The 16,293-nt window shown below is 45.7% G+C and carries 16 protein-coding genes; 12 read left to right on the top strand and 4 right to left on the bottom strand.

What is annotated here, in order from left to right; translation table 11 throughout:
• Positions 1–7: 7 nt before the first annotated feature.
• Complete coding sequence (locus TCA2_RS02425; protein ID WP_047909937.1) at positions 8–1,375, bottom strand: YheC/YheD family protein; 1,368 nt, start codon at positions 1,373–1,375, stop codon at positions 8–10.
• Positions 1,376–1,592: 217 nt separating this feature from the next.
• Here TCA2_RS02425 and TCA2_RS02420 point away from each other — a divergent pair, with 217 nt between their 5' ends.
• The 3 genes from TCA2_RS02420 (at position 1,593) to TCA2_RS02410 (ending at position 3,957) form a co-directional block, all read left to right on the top strand.
• Complete coding sequence (locus TCA2_RS02420; protein ID WP_047909936.1) at positions 1,593–1,940, top strand: YlbF family regulator; 348 nt, start codon at positions 1,593–1,595, stop codon at positions 1,938–1,940.
• 100 nt (positions 1,941–2,040) lie between these two features.
• Positions 2,041–2,364 (top strand): hypothetical protein, encoded by a 324-nt coding sequence (locus TCA2_RS02415; protein WP_047909935.1) that lies wholly within the window; start codon positions 2,041–2,043, stop codon positions 2,362–2,364.
• 255 nt (positions 2,365–2,619) lie between these two features.
• Positions 2,620–3,957, top strand: a complete 1,338-nt coding sequence (locus tag TCA2_RS02410) for a DRTGG domain-containing protein (protein ID WP_047909934.1) — start codon at positions 2,620–2,622, stop codon at positions 3,955–3,957.
• Between the two features lie 28 nt (positions 3,958–3,985).
• On the opposite strand, the gene TCA2_RS02405 is transcribed toward TCA2_RS02410, so the two are convergent.
• From TCA2_RS02405 to TCA2_RS02395, 3 genes are all read right to left on the bottom strand, one after another.
• Entirely contained in the window at positions 3,986–4,297 is a 312-nt protein-coding gene (locus TCA2_RS02405) for a YtpI family protein (RefSeq protein ID WP_047909933.1), read from the bottom strand.
• 70 nt (positions 4,298–4,367) lie between these two features.
• The gene (locus tag TCA2_RS02400) at positions 4,368–4,850 is read right to left on the bottom strand and encodes a hypothetical protein (RefSeq protein ID WP_047909932.1); all 483 of its coding nucleotides are present in this window, start codon (positions 4,848–4,850) and stop codon (positions 4,368–4,370) included.
• Positions 4,851–4,869: 19 nt separating this feature from the next.
• Positions 4,870–5,193, bottom strand: a complete 324-nt coding sequence (locus tag TCA2_RS02395) for a YtrH family sporulation protein (RefSeq protein ID WP_047909931.1) — start codon at positions 5,191–5,193, stop codon at positions 4,870–4,872.
• A 172-nt stretch (positions 5,194–5,365) separates the two neighbouring features.
• Here TCA2_RS02395 and TCA2_RS02390 point away from each other — a divergent pair, with 172 nt between their 5' ends.
• From TCA2_RS02390 to citZ, 9 genes are all read left to right on the top strand, one after another.
• Positions 5,366–8,974 carry a DNA polymerase III subunit alpha gene (locus TCA2_RS02390; RefSeq protein WP_047909930.1) on the top strand — a complete coding sequence of 1,203 codons (3,609 nt, stop codon included), beginning with the start codon at positions 5,366–5,368 and terminating at the stop codon, positions 8,972–8,974.
• A gap of 212 nt (positions 8,975–9,186) precedes the next feature.
• Positions 9,187–9,672, top strand: a complete 486-nt coding sequence (locus TCA2_RS02385; protein WP_047909929.1) for a phosphatidylglycerophosphatase A — start codon at positions 9,187–9,189, stop codon at positions 9,670–9,672.
• Between the two features lie 184 nt (positions 9,673–9,856).
• On the top strand, positions 9,857–10,045 hold the full coding sequence (locus TCA2_RS02380) for a hypothetical protein (protein ID WP_047909928.1): 189 nt from the start codon (positions 9,857–9,859) through the stop codon (positions 10,043–10,045).
• A gap of 222 nt (positions 10,046–10,267) precedes the next feature.
• Positions 10,268–11,158: an acetyl-CoA carboxylase, carboxyltransferase subunit beta gene (accD, locus tag TCA2_RS02375; protein ID WP_047909927.1), complete on the top strand. Its 891-nt coding sequence runs from the start codon at positions 10,268–10,270 to the stop codon at positions 11,156–11,158.
• 1 nt (position 11,159) lies between these two features.
• Complete coding sequence (locus tag TCA2_RS02370) at positions 11,160–12,161, top strand: acetyl-CoA carboxylase carboxyltransferase subunit alpha (protein WP_047909926.1); 1,002 nt, start codon at positions 11,160–11,162, stop codon at positions 12,159–12,161.
• Between the two features lie 100 nt (positions 12,162–12,261).
• Positions 12,262–13,680, top strand: a complete 1,419-nt coding sequence (gene pyk, locus TCA2_RS02365; RefSeq protein ID WP_047909925.1) for a pyruvate kinase — start codon at positions 12,262–12,264, stop codon at positions 13,678–13,680.
• 103 nt (positions 13,681–13,783) lie between these two features.
• Entirely contained in the window at positions 13,784–14,296 is a 513-nt protein-coding gene (locus TCA2_RS02360; protein WP_047909924.1) for a thioesterase family protein, read from the top strand.
• A 6-nt stretch (positions 14,297–14,302) separates the two neighbouring features.
• Complete coding sequence (locus tag TCA2_RS02355) at positions 14,303–14,698, top strand: FxsA family protein (RefSeq protein WP_047909923.1); 396 nt, start codon at positions 14,303–14,305, stop codon at positions 14,696–14,698.
• A gap of 347 nt (positions 14,699–15,045) precedes the next feature.
• Positions 15,046–16,158 (top strand): citrate synthase, encoded by a 1,113-nt coding sequence (gene citZ / locus TCA2_RS02350; protein WP_047909922.1) that lies wholly within the window; start codon positions 15,046–15,048, stop codon positions 16,156–16,158.
• Positions 16,159–16,293 lie beyond the last annotated feature (135 nt).

The raw sequence follows: 16,293 nt of genomic DNA, 5'->3' as shown, positions 1-16,293 counted from the left end.
CCAGTTGTTAGAATCCGGCGAGGTAAGCGGAATAATCGAGCATAGTAATGACAGATGGCCGGATCTTATTGTCAGTAAGCGGTGTGTTGTCATTCTTGGAGGGCTTCGAATTGACCTCAATGAGCCAGACCTTACCCGAGTAATCCATCGCAAGATCAATTCCCAGTTCTCCAAAATGCGCTGGAATGGTCGCGTCGATCCCTTCTGCAATACTAAGCGCTGCCTTATGCAGAGAGACATAAGCATTTTTTTTGGCATCACTGGATAATAAGCTCTTGTTTACGGCTTCTCTTACCGTGCTGAGTGAGCCGCCTCTGGCGAGGTTGGATACAAAATGGCTGCCGCCGGCAATGCGGGCGACAATGGAGGTTACCTTCCATTTCCCTGCACGATTTTTCTGTACCAATGCTCTGAAATCGACCGGTTTTTTGCCGATATCAATGAGATGCAGTCCTTGTTGGATCTGGTATTTGGTTGTCTTCATCTTCCCAGACAATCCTGCAAATAATTTGGTGAGGCTGGAGTATACCTGCTTTTGGACACCGCCAAGCTGAGTGGAAAGGGTCATATAGGTTCCATCAGACTGTCTGGATATACGTATGATTCCTTTGCCCAGGCTGCCTCGAACGGGCTTGAGAAATATAACCGGATACGTTTGACACATCGTTTTGAGCACAGTAAAGGACTTGAGGGAGTGTGATTCAGGTAAGTACCTTCTTAGACTGCTCTCCGATTTCAACGCCTCGAACACTTCATTCTTGTCGAGAAACTTCTCATTATACGTCACGGTTCCGTATCGCGATTTTACTTCCTTTACAAAATGCTGTACGCTAGGTTTGTTCTCAAGCTTGCGTGAAGTCAGTCGATTGTTGACGACATCTGCAATAGGCATCACTCTTTTTTTCCATCCTTCGTCATACACCCAGCCTTCGATTTGCCCGGTAACTGAATCGACATGGTCTGGTGTAATAAAGTACACGTATGCTCCCCGTTTCTGACAGGCCCTCACCAGTTCGCTGCAAAACATCGTGATAGAGCCGAAAGGCCGATCAAGCTTATCAGGATGATCGCGACTGATCAGGACGCTGATGAGGGGACCGATACGGAGTGTCCGGCTGCTATCGAAATAACGGATCTTCAGAACCGTACGAGAAGTGAGACCACATCGCTCGGCTAGTATGGGACTCACTCGCATGCCTTCAAACTTGGGTACGGAAATAATGGTAACTTCTTGCTTAAAGCTTCCGAATGCAAGCTGGAGCGGACGTCCGGCAGGAATTTTCCAAAACTTTAGAAATTTCTCACCGATCATCACGACGTCATCCTGCAGGATGCCTGATCCGCTGATGTGGATCGTTATTTTTTTTTGGGACATCGTGGATCTCCTTCCAGGGGGCAAACATGATGTCAGTCGTTTTTGGATGTAAGCTGAGTATGAGAAAGTGCATGTGATTCATCATATGAGGACATATATCCCTTGGTGATTGACCATTTTTTGCAAAACTTGATTTAATTTTAGGTTGTTGTACGAAAACATGAGGGATGGAAGTAAATGTACAGCAGCACTTTATCGACAGAGAGGAAAATGAATAATGAACGTTTATGACAAAGCACACGATTTGGCCGCAGCACTTAAAGACAGCGAAGAAGTGAAGGAAATCTCACAGGCGATGAAGCTTGTTGCCGCAGATCCGGATTCGCAGCGTATGCTGGATGAGTTTCGGGTTCGTCAGAATGAGCTCCAGCAGCGGATGATGACAGGCGACATGCCTTCTCAAGAGGAAATGGAAACGATGGAAAAATCCTTTGAGGTGCTAAGTCTGAATTTGAATATTCGGAGACTGTTTGAGGCAGAACGCCGCCTTAGCGTCATTATTGAAGATGTCAACAAAATCATTATGGAAAGTCTGCAGCATCTGTACGGCGGCGAACTGAAATAATAATTGCGGACTCTTTCTCTAAATTGATTCACATAATCTCATTTTTCCGTTCATAGAATAGATATATAGATTCTAAGGAATAAATGAGGAGCTGAATGAAATGAGAGGAAAGGGTATGAAGTTTGCGAAGTGGAAGCACACGCTGTATATGCTTGTTGCGGGTGGTATGCTGGTTTTTGCATTACCGAAGCTTTCATTTACAGGCTGGAGCGCAGGATTCAGCATGGCCTGGCTGTTCTTTACACTGCTAGTCATCGGTGCAAACCTGCACTTTATATTGGGCGTTGATGAAGAGAAGAAGCAGACGCTTGACCGTGTCCGCAAAGCGAAGCTGCGTCAGTGGGAGCTTAAATGGACGGATAATACGGAACAGGGAAACAAAGTGAAAATTGTGCCGGCGCAGGCCAAAGAGCATTCACAGTAATGCTTGCAGGGTTGTCTCCTACAGTGTAGCTGCTGTTATGGAGTCAACCCTTTTTATTTAACGGATGCACCTTCATGTAATGAGGGATGCAATTCTTTTTACCGTTCTAAGGTGAGATGTCCCCCTTATTAATGCTATAATCGGAAATAACTATATTTTTGGTTTCAGCAGCTAAGAGTCACATGAACTGATTTTAATGCAAAATATTTGATTAAACTAATTGTAAAATGTTTTATCGTCCGAGGGGTGTCGAGTTTGGAAGGATTTGAAGAAGAAACAGTAACGAAGCATGTGCAGCTCCTTCAATACATAGAGCAGTTAAAGATCGGTTCGAAGATATCGGTTCGAGGGCTTGCTAGAGAAATGGGAGTCAGTGAAGGGACTGCTTACCGTGCTGTCAAAGAAGCAGAAAATGCAGGAATTGTCGTTACCAAAGAACGGATTGGTACAGTACGTGTAGAGAAAAGGCTGCGAGGAGCCTCGGAACAGCTCACTTTCGGGGATGTAGTCGAGATTGTGGGCGGACATGTCCTTGGTGGTAATGAAGGGCTGGGCAAACCTTTGTATAAATACGTCATTGGAGCTATGAAAGAAGAAGCCATGGCCAAGTACATCGATGCAGGCAGCCTGCTTATCGTTGGTAATAGAGATAATGCGCATAGTCTTGCGTTAAATCAAGGGGCAGGCGTGCTTATTACTGGAGGCTTCGGTACTGATCCAGAAGTGGTGGGTCTTGCGGACAAGCTGAGCTTACCGATTATCTCTTCTAAGCACGACACATTTACTGTGGCATCCATGATTAACAGAGCGATATTTGACCGATTGATTAAGAAGAAGATTATGCTGGTAGAAGATATTGTCGGTGAAAAGCCCAAAACCTACTATTTGAAATTGAGTAGTACAGTGGCGGATTTCAGCCGTCTGGTGCTCGAAACGGGAGAGCTGCGTTTTCCGGTAATTGATGAATGGAATCGGGTAATCGGGATTATAAGCCGCAAGGATGTCGTAGATCTCCCTGAACATCAAAGTATTGACAAAAGCGTTGTGCGCAAGCCTGTCACGGCAACACTTAAGACCTCACTCGCATCTGCCGCACAGATTATGGCCTGGGAAGGTATCGATTATTTACCGATCGTTGACCGGAATCGTAAGCTGATTACTTCTGTTAAGCGCACAGAAGTGTTGAGTGCGATGCGGGACACCCAGAAGCAGCCTCAGCTTGGAGAAACCTTCGATCATTTGATATGGAATGGGTTCGTTGAAGAGAGAGGAGAGCAGGGAGAGATCAAGTACAATGGTGTAATCATTCCTCAGATGGCGACAGACTTAGGCACGATTTCCGAAGGGGTGCTTATTCATCTCATGACGCAGGCCGGACATCGAATTGCGCGTGAGATTACCGGAAATGACCATATGCTGGAGAATTTTTCGACCTATTTTGTGCGTCCTCTGCAAATTGAAGATAAAGTGACGATATCTCCAAGTGTAATGGAGCTCAGCAGACGCAATTGCAAGCTGGATATTGACCTGGTCCGAGACGGGCAGCTGATATGTAAAGCGATCATGACCCTGCAATCCATCGATCTATCCTAGATATTAATGATTCATCAGAAAAGTCTCCCTATAAAGGAGACTTTTCGTTTTTTATCTGGGAGTAATGAATGCGATTGCGAATTCCTGCAAACAGATTGAAGGCACCCAGCACCAGGAACAATCCCTCAACAACGACGGCAACCGTAGAACCGCTGAACATAAACATCTGTATAAGGGCCAGAACAATCAGCATGATTCCCATCCATATGCTTGTCATTGCCTGGTAGAGACCTCGCTTCAGCGCATCACTGGCTCTGCGTCCACGAATACTTGTGAAGGCTGCGCAGACGGTAGAGAGGATGAACAGCGCAAACAGTAAATAACGAATGACATCCAGCATAGAAAGAAGGACAGCTCCTTTATGTTACATAAATATGGAATTATCACTTATTGTAACATGTTTAGCTCATTTATGGTGCAGCTGAAATATCAACCCATACCTGAAGAACGCCTTCCATTACGAGCATGGTTGTAATCTTGACAGTGTAAGGATGTCCTCGGACGTTATACGTTTTCTTGTTCAGCATAATGCGTGTCATTTTACTGTATTCATCGATATTATAAACATCTCTTCCCCGGAGCACCTCAAGCTCATCAGTAAGCAGTTGAATGATCTCCTTCACGTACACAGAATCAGGAGCCTTCTCGGACTCCTCAGCACGAATATTGATTTCCTTAATCACGGTCTGTCTCTTACTATATTTCTTCAAAGAATTAATATCATCAATATATTGCTCTTCCTGAATCTTGAGATCTTTATTCTCAATCCATAATTTATTGTAGCTGGCATGAAAAATCGCATTATAGACGATGCTCCCTACAATCATTCCGAGGACAAATACACCAGACAGCTGTATAAAGGGCCGGAAGCGGCGATACTCGGGTACACGCATAAGCTGACTTCCTCCTTACTTAATTCCGGATGGTACACACCCATTTAACCAGCTCAGTTCCCATATGTGCTCCAAGAAAGGCGAATATAATATAAAGGATCTGTTTAATGGCAGGTGACAGATTCCCATCCAGCATATTGCTTTCTATGACCCGCATGGGGTCAATCGTGCCTCCTACAGCTGCAGCAAGAGCCCAGATTTTAATGCGGCCGGCAACCTCCAGCATCGTTTGTGTAGGCGGCTGCATGGACATTACGGCCCCAATCCCGCCAAGCATGGACCCACCGAGAACGATGCCGAAAGCGATAAAGAAATCTAGGATTACTTTGGACATGAAAGTCATTGTTCACTACACACCTTTCTTAAATAGCACTTTTAGCAAGCTGTTCTTCTAAGTGAGATATGCAGAGTCGTCCGGCTTGTACTCTATTCTATGGGCGGAGCCTTGTCTGATATGATAAAATAGTAAAGATAAAATACGTAAATTTGAGAATGTAGAGAGGAAGAATGGAAGCATGAGTTCATTTGTGCATCTGCATGTTCACAGTGAATACAGCCTGCTAGATGGTGCGGCGCGGATTGCAGAGCTCGTGGACACAGCAGCAGGATACGGGATGGAAGCTCTGGCCCTGACGGATCATGGGGTTATGTATGGAGCCATTCCTTTTTATAAAGCATGTGCAGCTAAAGGAATTAAGCCGATTATCGGCTGTGAAGTGTATATTACAGCAGGCTCAAGACATGAACGCGGCAGCCGCAAGGATCAACCGATCTATCATCTTATATTGCTGGCGCAGAACATGACCGGGTATCAAAATCTGATGAGGCTGTGCTCCATTGGTCACTTGGAGGGCTTTCACTATAAGCCGCGGATCGATATGGAGAGCCTGGCGAAATACAACGAAGGATTGATATGCCTCAGTGCCTGTCTCGGGGGAGAAATTCCTCAGCATCTTCTGATGGGACGATATGATGAAGCCAAAAGTGCAGCCATGAGGCACAAACAGATCTTTGGAGACCGATACTATCTTGAGCTTCAAGATCATGGTCTGGCAGAGCAGAAGCGAGTGAATCCTCAGCTGATTGAGCTTGCCGCAGAATTGTCCATACCGCTTGTAGCAACGAATGATGTGCACTATTTGTCTCAAGAGGACGCCGAGGTGCAGGATGTCCTTATATGCATTGGTACGGGCAAAACGGTGGAGGATGAGGAACGGCTTAAGATTCCCTCAAGCCAGCTATATTTGAAAAACGGCGATGAGATGGCTCGTCTTTTTCCTCATGTGAGAGAGGCGGTAGAGAATACCCTTAAAATTGCTGACCGCATTCAGCTTGATCTGGAATTTGGACATTCCATTCTGCCTGAGTACCGGCCGATCCCTGAGCATCTGACGCCTGGACAGTATTTGCGCGAACTCTGCCTGAAGGGGCTGGAAGAACGCTACAAGGATACGGATAACTGGCATCATGAAGAGCAGAGATCCGAGCTGAATAAACGGCTGGATTACGAGCTGTCCGTCATTGATAAAATGGGCTTCTCTGATTATTTCCTCATCGTATGGGATTTCATCGCCTATGCGCATAGAGAGGGAATAGCAACCGGTCCGGGACGGGGCTCCTCCGCAGGAAGTCTCGTTGCCTACGTACTGAATATTACTAATGTGGATCCGATGAAATACAGGCTTTTGTTTGAGCGATTTCTCAACCCTGAGCGGGTGACCATGCCGGATATCGATATTGATTTCAGTGATGAACGCCGGGATGAAGTGATTGAATATGTCGCTTCTAAATATGGACGCGAGCATGTCGCACAGATTATTACTTTTGGTACGCTTGCTGCGCGTGCAGCCGTTCGAGATGTAGGAAGAGTGCTTAATATTCCGTATGGGGAAGTGGACAAGGCTGCCAAGCTCATTCCCGGACAAGTGGGGATGAATATCACCAAAGCTCTGGAGATAAGCGATGAGCTTAGAGTACTGCATGATACCAAAGCCAAAACAAGAGAGCTGCTCACAATGGCCAAAAAGGTCGAAGGCATGCCAAGGCATGCTTCTACGCATGCGGCAGGTGTGGTTATATCCAAAGACCCGCTGACCGATGTAGTGCCTCTCCAGGAGGGCAGTGAAGGGACCGCGCTTACTCAATATTCCATGGAGAATCTCGAAGCCATCGGACTACTCAAGATGGACTTCCTTGGACTGAGGACTCTCTCCATCATTGAACGCTGTATGCGATGGATTCAGGATCAGCAGAAGCAAGTTCCAGATTTCAAAACAGTTCCGGATGATGATCCGCTAACCTATGAAATGCTCGGTTCTGGAGATACGACAGGTATATTCCAGCTGGAGTCAGCCGGAATCAGAAGAGTGCTGAAGGATTTGAAGCCTTCCGTATTTGAAGATATTATCTCTGTGGTTGCTTTATATCGTCCGGGTCCGATGGATTTCATTCCTAAGTATATCCAAGGAAAGCATGGGGAGATCAAGGTCGAGTACCCGCATGCTGATCTCGCTCCAATACTTGAGGACACCTACGGTATCATCGTGTATCAGGAGCAGATTATGCAGATTGCTTCTCTAATGGCAGGCTTTTCTCTTGGAGAAGCCGATCTGCTCCGCAGGGCGGTATCGAAGAAGAAACGGGAAGTGCTTGATAAAGAGAGAGAGCACTTTGTAAAAGGGAGCCTGAATCAGGGCTATAGCAGCGAGGATGCTGAAGCTGTGTACGATATGATTGTACGGTTTGCCAATTACGGCTTCCCTCGGGCCCATGCTGCTGCGTATGGAGTATTGGCCTTTCAGACGGCGTATCTGAAGACACATTATCCTGTCGAATTTATGGCTTCGATGCTGACGGCGGTCATGGGAAATCATCGAAAAGTAGCAGAGTATGTTGTCGAATGCAGACGAATGAATATTCCTGTGCTGCCACCTGATGTAAATGAAAGCGGAGTGCTGTTTACTCCGGGCGGTGGTGAGACGGGCATTCGCTTTGGTCTGGCTGCCATTAAAAATGTAGGTACACAGGCCGTAGACAGCATTATTGCAGAGCGGGCCAAGGGACCGTTCGAGAGTCTGCTCGATTTTTGCAGAAGAGTGGACCTAAGAGTATGTAACAAGCGGGTCATAGAATCTCTTATACAGGCCGGGGCTTTCGATACATTGCCTGGTCACCGTGCGCAGCTGTTCGCCATGCTTGATGAAGTGGTAGAAGCGGCCACGAAATGGCGCAAAGAGAGAGAGGATCTGCAGATCCAGCTGTTTGATTTTGTGGAGACTCCGAATTGGGAAATTGAATATCCGGATATACCTAAGTACACGATTACACAGCAGCTTGAATTAGAACGCGAGCTGCTTGGATTATACCTATCCGGTCACCCGCTTGATGATTTTACGGAAGTTCTGGAAGAGCTCGAAGCGGATAAGCTGATGGAGCTTCACGATGCACAAGAGCATGCGCAGATTGTTACGGCCGGAATGGTCGTTTCCGTCAAATCGATTACTACGAAGCAAGGCAAAGCGATGGCCTTCATGGAGCTGGAGGATCAGATCGAACGGACCGAAGTGGTATTGTTTCCCGAAGTGTGGAGAAGAAGTCAGAACTTAGCGGCAAAAGGTCAATTAATTGCGCTCCGGGCTAAAGTTCAGCTTCAGGATGAAGGCTTCAAGCTGCTTGCTGATGAGGTGGATGAGCTTAGTACAGACAAGTTGCAGCGTATGATGCAGCAGCGTAACAGAGGGAGCGGAGGTAAAGAGCGAAGCAGTTCGGAAGAAGCTTCACAGCCTAAAGTCGGCAGAAATCGTCGTTCTACTTCTCCGCCTAACAGTGGAAGTGGACGGGCGCAAAATAAGTCAGATAGCCAAGGGGTTGTAACGGATAGGAAGCCCGCCAGGGGCGAGCAGCGAGTATTCATCAAGATTAAACCTGACATAGAGAAGTCGGGGATGCTCACTAAGCTTAAGGTCTTGTTACAGGAACATCCGGGAAATGTAGCTACGATCCTTTTTTATGAAGAAACTAGGGAGTATCGGGCATTAAGTGACAGTTATCGAATTAATCCCTCTCCTGAACTGATTCACCGTATGGAACAAATGCTCGGGGAAGATACCGTTATCGTGAAATAATGAATGTAATTTTATATGGCATCCCTGTTGTGCATGAGCACATTTTACGAACTATTTTTGAACCTGGCGCATACACTTAGGAACACCCTATAAGTATCGATGGTTGCTGTGAATTGATGCGGCCTAAGGTGCAAAGGTGGGCTTTGATTTTTGAAGCGGATACCTTAGTTTATGTGGAATTCCTAGTTTTTAAAGGATGGGGGAATCAGCGGATGTCATATGAAATTGCGGAAGCGATGCTGAAACGCAGGGGTGTGAGCGTTGAATCCATCGCCAAAATAGTCTATGATCTTCAAAAAAAGTTTCATCCCGAATTAAAGGAAGAAGAGTGTGTTACAAGCGTACGGGCTGTTCTTGCCAAGCGTGAGGTACAGTATACGTTATATACGGGGGTAGCACTTGATGAGCTGGCGGAGCAAAATCTGCTGCCTCAGCCGCTTCAGGCATTGATGGAGGCGGATGAGCCGCTGTATGGTGTGGACGAGACTCTTGCACTTGGAATTACCAGTGTATATGGTATGATAGGGCTTACAAGTTTTGGATATTTAGACAAGGAGAAGACCGGAATCATTAAGAATCTGAATGACAAAAATGCGGGCATTCATGTATTCCTGGATGATTTGGTGGCAGGCCTTGCAGCTGCTGCTTCGGCTCGAATTGCGCATCAGAACACGAATGCGAAGGTCTATCCGCTGTAATTGGAAGGTTTATATTCTGCTAATATGGATATAACGAATGTTACAGTAAGATGTAATGAAGGAACATTATGGTTATAATCGTCCCATGCCTTCCTTTCCTTTCCTTGCGGAAAAAAAGTCAGTTATGTTATCATTAACCCATTATACGGGCTTTGAACATGAGGCTTAGGGGGCGTACAATGGCATGTGGACGGTGATATATATTGCACCGACGGCAAAGATTGCTGACAGAATTACAAATCGGCTTGAGGAAGAAGGATTTTTGGTACAGGCCCGTCCCATCAGCTTATCCAAGCAACAGTACGAAATTCTTGTACCCTCCGGAGAATTGGAAGAGGTTCAGGAAGTGTTGAATTCCATTCTGCATTCATAATACTGAAGGCGGTGGAATTGTATTCATTATTTTTAGGACCTGCTTCTAAATTGGACAAGGGCTACGGATGCAAAGAGTGAAACGACTCCCCACATGTGTCATTCTTCTCTTTTTTTGCTTATAGGGCACATTTTATAGCTGCTCATGTTAACTTTATTATGCAATGTCGATCATACAAATTGACTGCATGGGCCACAAATTTACGGCTGAAGAGGTGTAGTTGTGTTCAAAGATATTTTCCAGAAAAAACGGAAGTACGCGACCATTCCTTCAGATCGTGCACAGCGCACAGATAATCCTGAAGGTGAAGAGCGACCGCGTCGTGAGATTCCAGAGGGACTCATGAATAAGTGCAGCAAATGCGGCACGATACAATACAGCAAGGAACTTGAAAAGAATTTGAAAGTTTGTCCGTCATGCGGTCATCATATGCGTCTAAATGCAAGAGAGCGTATTGAAATGACGCTTGATGAAGGATTTATTGAGTATGACGCGGATATGGTGTCCGTGGACCCCCTGGATTTTCCAGGCTATAAATCTAAGCTGGAGCAGCAAACGATGAAGTCGGGCCTGAAGGATGCCGTCGTTACAGGTGAAGGTACGATTGATGGTCATCCGGTGGTCGTTGCTGTTATGAGCTTTGACTTCTTTACAGGCAGCATGGGCTCGGTTGTCGGCGAGAAAATTACGCGCGCCATAGAGAAAGCCACAGAGAAGAAGGTTCCTATCCTTATTTTTTCCACCTCAGGTGGAGCTCGTATGCAGGAGAGCATTCTGAGTCTGATGCAAATGGCGAAGACAAGCAGTGCGCTGTCCAGGCATGATGAACAGGGCGGATTGTTCATATCTGTTATAACCGATCCGACGACAGGCGGCGTTTCCGCCAGCTTTGCTATGCTCGGAGATATAAATATTGCGGAACCGGGAGCTATATTCGGGTTTGCAGGCCGAATTGTTATTGAACAGACCATTCGCCAGAAGCTTCCTGATGACTTTCAGACCGCTGAATTCAATTTGCAGCATGGACAGCTGGATATGGTCGTGAACCGTAAGGAATTGCGGAATACATTGGCCAAACTGCTCGACATGCACAGCGCGAAAGGAGAGGTCTAAATTGGCGGGAGAGTTGCCATATGAAGCGCCTCTTATTGAGATGCGCAAAAAAATTGAAGAGCTTCAGCAATTCGGTATCGAAAAAGGCATCGATTTTGCAGAGGAAGTGGCTCGTTTGGAAGAGCGGTATACCAAATTGGAAGAGGAGATTTACTCATCAATTACAGCTCCTCAGAAAATGCATTTGGCAAGACATCAGCAGCGCCCCACTTCGCTGGACCTGATATCGCTCATCTTTACGGACTTTATGGAGCTTCATGGAGATCGCCAGTTTGGTGATGATCTGGCCGTGGTCGGAGGACTTGCCAAGCTTAACGGACGTCCTGTTACGGTTATCGGACAGCAGCGAGGCAAGGATACGAAAGATAATATTGCCCGTTTTTTTGGGAGTCCGCACCCGGAAGGGTTTCGTAAAGCGCTCCGTTTAATGCATCAGGCTAACAAGTTTGGCAGGCCTATTATTACTTTCATAGATACGAAAGGGGCATATCCGGGCAAAACAGCGGAGGAACGTGGTCAGTCCGAAGCTATCGCCCGTAATCTTCTTGAGATGGCCAAGCTCTCTGTGCCTGTGCTGTGCGTCATCATTGGAGAAGGAGGAAGCGGCGGTGCTCTTGCGATGGCGGTCGGCAATCGGGTGCTAATGCTTGAGCATGCAATTTACTCCGTTATCTCACCTAATGGTGCAGCTTCGATTCTGTGGAAGGATGCATCCAAAGCAGATCAGGCTGCAGAAGCGATGAAGATAACCGCTCAGGATCTGATAGAGATGGAAGTCATCGAGGATATCGTTCCCGAGCCGCGTGGCGGTTCTCATCGGGATTACGAAGCGACGGCAGTATCGATTAAGGAAGCGCTGGAGAAGCATCTTAATGAACTGCTGCAGATGGATAGAGAGGCCCTTCGTCAGGATCGCTACGAGAAATTCCGTAAAATAGGTAAATTCCAGGAAATTACAGCTAAGGAAACAGTGCCTGAAGAATCTTCGTTAATTAAAGATTAAATATGACAAAGTTCCTATACAAAAGGCGAATTTTGTAGTAGATTTAATTGTTGGAAAAGATATATAAAGAGAGATTTTGAAAACGGAGGAAACTAGAAAAATGCGCAAAACTAAAATTGTATGTACTATTGGTCCTTCCAGTGAGTCGTTGGAAAACACAAAAAAATTGATTATGGCGGGTATGAACGTAGCTCGCTTGAACTTCTCCCATGGTGACTTTGAGGAGCATGGCGGACGTATCAAAACAATTCGTGCAGCGAGTGACGAGCTGAATAAATCAGTTGCAATTCTGCTGGATACGAAAGGTCCTGAGATCCGTACAGGCAAACTCGAAGTTGAGCCTATCGAACTGGTTCAAGACGAGTACATCACTCTGACAACGGAAGAGATCCTTGGCAACAAAGACCGTTTGTCTATCACATACAAAGACTTGCCAAGTGATGTATCCCCAGGATCAACGATTTTGATTGACGATGGTCTGATCGGACTGACGGTTGAGGAAGTAAGCGAAACGGATATTAAATGCCGTATCGTTAACGGCGGCACCATCAAGAGCAAGAAAGGTGTTAACGTTCCTGGTGTTGCAATTTCTCTCCCTGGTATTACCGAAAAAGACGCTAACGATATCATTTTTGGAATTGAACAAGGCATCGATTTTATTGCAGCTTCCTTCGTTCGTAAAGCAAGTGACGTATTAGAAATTCGTGAACTGCTTGACAAACACAATGCAGGACACATTCAAATTATTTCTAAAATTGAAAACCAAGAAGGCGTAGATAACTTGGATGAAATTCTTGAAGTATCTGACGGCCTGATGGTTGCACGCGGTGACCTTGGTGTTGAAATTCCAGCAGAAGATGTACCGGTTGTGCAAAAACGTATGATCGAAAAATGTAATATTGCCGGCAAGCCGGTTATTACAGCAACTCAAATGCTGGATTCCATGCAGCGCAACCCGCGCCCTACACGTGCGGAAGCAAGTGACGTTGCGAATGCCATTTTCGATGGAACTGATGCAATTATGCTGTCCGGAGAAACAGCTGCAGGTAAATACCCTGTAGAATCTGTGCTGACAATGGCTCGTATTGCTGAAAAAGCAGAGTCTGCACTTAACTACCGTGAACTATACAAGAAGCAACGAATTGCTCAAGAAACAACGGTTACTGAAGCAATCAGTCAATCGGTTGCAATCAGTGCATACGAACTGCATGCCAAAGCAATTCTTACTTCTACGGAATCCGGATATACAGCTCGAATGGTTTCCAAATATCGTCCAGAAGCTCCGATCGTTGCTGTAACGAACGAAGATCGTACAATGCGTAGACTCGCATTGACTTGGGGCGTAACACCTGTCAAAGGTGTGCCTTGTGACACGACTGACGGGCTGTTTGAAAACGCAGTAGTTGGCGGCAAAAAATCAGGAATCGTGCAAGATGGAGATCTGGTAGTTATCACAGCGGGCGTTCCTCTTGGCCGCTCGGGATCCACGAACCTTATCAAGATCGACCATATCCACTAAGGTTCCTGAAGCATTAAGCATATAGAATTTGTAAAGAAGCAATGGGACATTTATCGTCTCATTGCTTTTTTCACAGTTTTTCCAGAAAGGAAGGTGCAAAAGTTTGAAAGCCCAGCAGATAGAACGAACAGCCTGGTATGGAACACGGTTCAGAGTACGTTATCAGGAAAGTGACCAAATGGGGGTCGTTTACCATGCGAATTATGTGAACTGGTTCGAAATCGGCAGAACCGAAATGATCCGAAGTCTTGGATTAAGTTACCGGAGCATGGAAGAGCAGGGGGTTCTGCTGCCTGTAATTGGACTTGACCTGAAGTATAAGCTGCCTGCGAAGTATGATGACTATATTACGGTGTGGACGCGTATAAATAATTTTAGCAGTGTCCGACTTCATTACGAATATGAAGTGCGAAGAGAAGATATGGCAGCAGACAAGATAAAGATAGATAACAAAGAGGTCGTATTGAATACCGAGGATTTGCCTGGGGAGCTGCTTGTCACAGGATCGACGCAGCATGTGTGGGTAAATGCAGACTTCAAGCCTGTCAGGCTTGATAAAAGCGTTCCAAACCTGTACGATGCTTTAAAGAGAGCTTTGTCTATTGGAAGGGAGTAACCGTACATGCGAAACTGGATGTGGGCGCTTCTGCTGCTCATTCCTGCAGTGGAATTGTTCGGGTTCATATGGGTAAGCGAACAAATAGGGGCAGGATATACTTTACTACTCATTCTGGTTACCTCCATTATCGGGATGGCAATGATGCAATTTGAAGGACGTAAAGTTCTTCAGGATACACGTAATGAAATGCAAAACGGCCTGGTTCCAGGGCGAAAGATGCTGGATGGATTATGCGTGTTTTTGGGTGGCAGCCTGTTAATTATACCTGGATTCGTAACAGATATTATCGGATTCACCCTTGTGTTTCCGCTAACCAGACCCATATACCGTTTGTTCCTGCTGAAATGGATCGAGAAGAAGATGAAAGACGGAAAAATTACGTTTTATAAACGTTTTTAAGGAAGGGCAGAGAGAAGTTATTACTTCTTTCTGCTCTTTTTTTAATCAAACTTATCATTATTCAAGACCAAAGTCTCAGGTCCCAAGGTTCCTTAAATGTCAATGAAAGTGATTACAAAAAATGTCTTATGATATTGAAAAAAAACTTTGATGCCCTAATCCATCTCCAAAATGTTCACAGGAGCGACAAAATCCAGTATGATAATTCAAGAAAGTTGTTTACACAGCGTGTCTGATTCCAGTGATGTTTCGTGGCTATACCGTTATGTGATATTGTAATCTTTAATAATGTAAATGTTTTCATTCTAAATGTTGTAAATTTTTGATAAAAAGGAGAGATGTTTAAGATGACAGCTACTAAAGGCCTTGAAGGTATCGTTGCAGCAACTTCCTCAATCAGTTCCATCGTTGACGGCGTTCTTACATATCGTGGTTATGATATCGATGACCTCGCTGCGAACGCTTGCTTTGAAGAAGTTGCTTACTTGCTGTGGTTCGGCAAGCTCCCTAACAAAACTGAGCTTGATCAATTGAATAAGAGCTTCAGTGAATATGCACCGATTCCCGATGAACTGATCGCTCAGATCAAACTCTATCCGCGGGACTTGAATACAATGGCGGCTCTGCGTTCAGCGGTGTCTGCACTTGGGCTGTATGATGCTCAGGCAGAAGACGACTCTCAGGAAGCAAATGAGAATAAGGCAGTGAAGCTGCAAGCACAGCTTCCAACGATTGTTGCAGCCATTGCTCGTATTCGTGAAGGCAAAGAGCCGATTGCGCCTAAACAAGGGGTATCCATCGCAGAGAATTTCCTTTACATGCTTACAGGAGAGGAGCCGAGTGAAACTGCAATCAAAGCACTGGATCAGGCCCTGGTTCTCCATGCGGATCATGAGCTGAACGCATCTACTTTTGCTGCCCGTGTAACCGTAGCTACCCTTTCTGACATCTACTCCGGAGTTACTTCTGCGATTGGTGCACTTAAGGGTCCTTTGCATGGCGGTGCGAACGAGGCTGTTATGAAGATGCTGAATGAAATCGGTTCCAAAGATAAGCTGGAAGCCTATATTCAGCAGAAGCTAGATAATCGTGAGAAGATTATGGGCTTTGGACACCGTGTATACAAGAACGGAGATCCTCGTGCGAAGCATCTGCAGAAGATGTCTCGTGAACTTGGTGAGCAGAATGAAAATACAGAGCTGTATGAAATGTCCGTTCGGATCGAAGAATTGATCACAGGCCAAAAAGGTCTGAGACCTAATGTGGATTTCTATTCTGCATCGGTTTATACACAGCTTGGTATTCAAAGAGATTTGTTTACTCCAATCTTCGCTATCAGTCGTGTATCTGGATGGACAGCACATATTTTGGAACAGCTGGCGGATAACCGTATTATTCGTCCACGCGCAGAATATACAGGACCGACAACCCAAAAGTACATTTCTATCGAAAATCGATAATTTTGATAGACTCTCTAGGGATTTTAATGAAGAAATATGTATAATAGAGTCATAGCATCCTTGGGTAGCAGGAGAGGCTCTCTTGATTACCCAAGGCACTGCCATGCTTGTCAGCCTATCGAATACTACCCGCTA

The sequence above is a fragment of the Paenibacillus sp. TCA20 genome, assembly GCF_000732325.1.
GTDB lineage: Bacteria > Bacillota > Bacilli > Paenibacillales > Paenibacillaceae > Paenibacillus > Paenibacillus urinalis.
The sequence above is the reverse complement of the archived record's forward strand: the minus strand, read 5'-3'. Positions and strand labels throughout refer to the sequence as shown.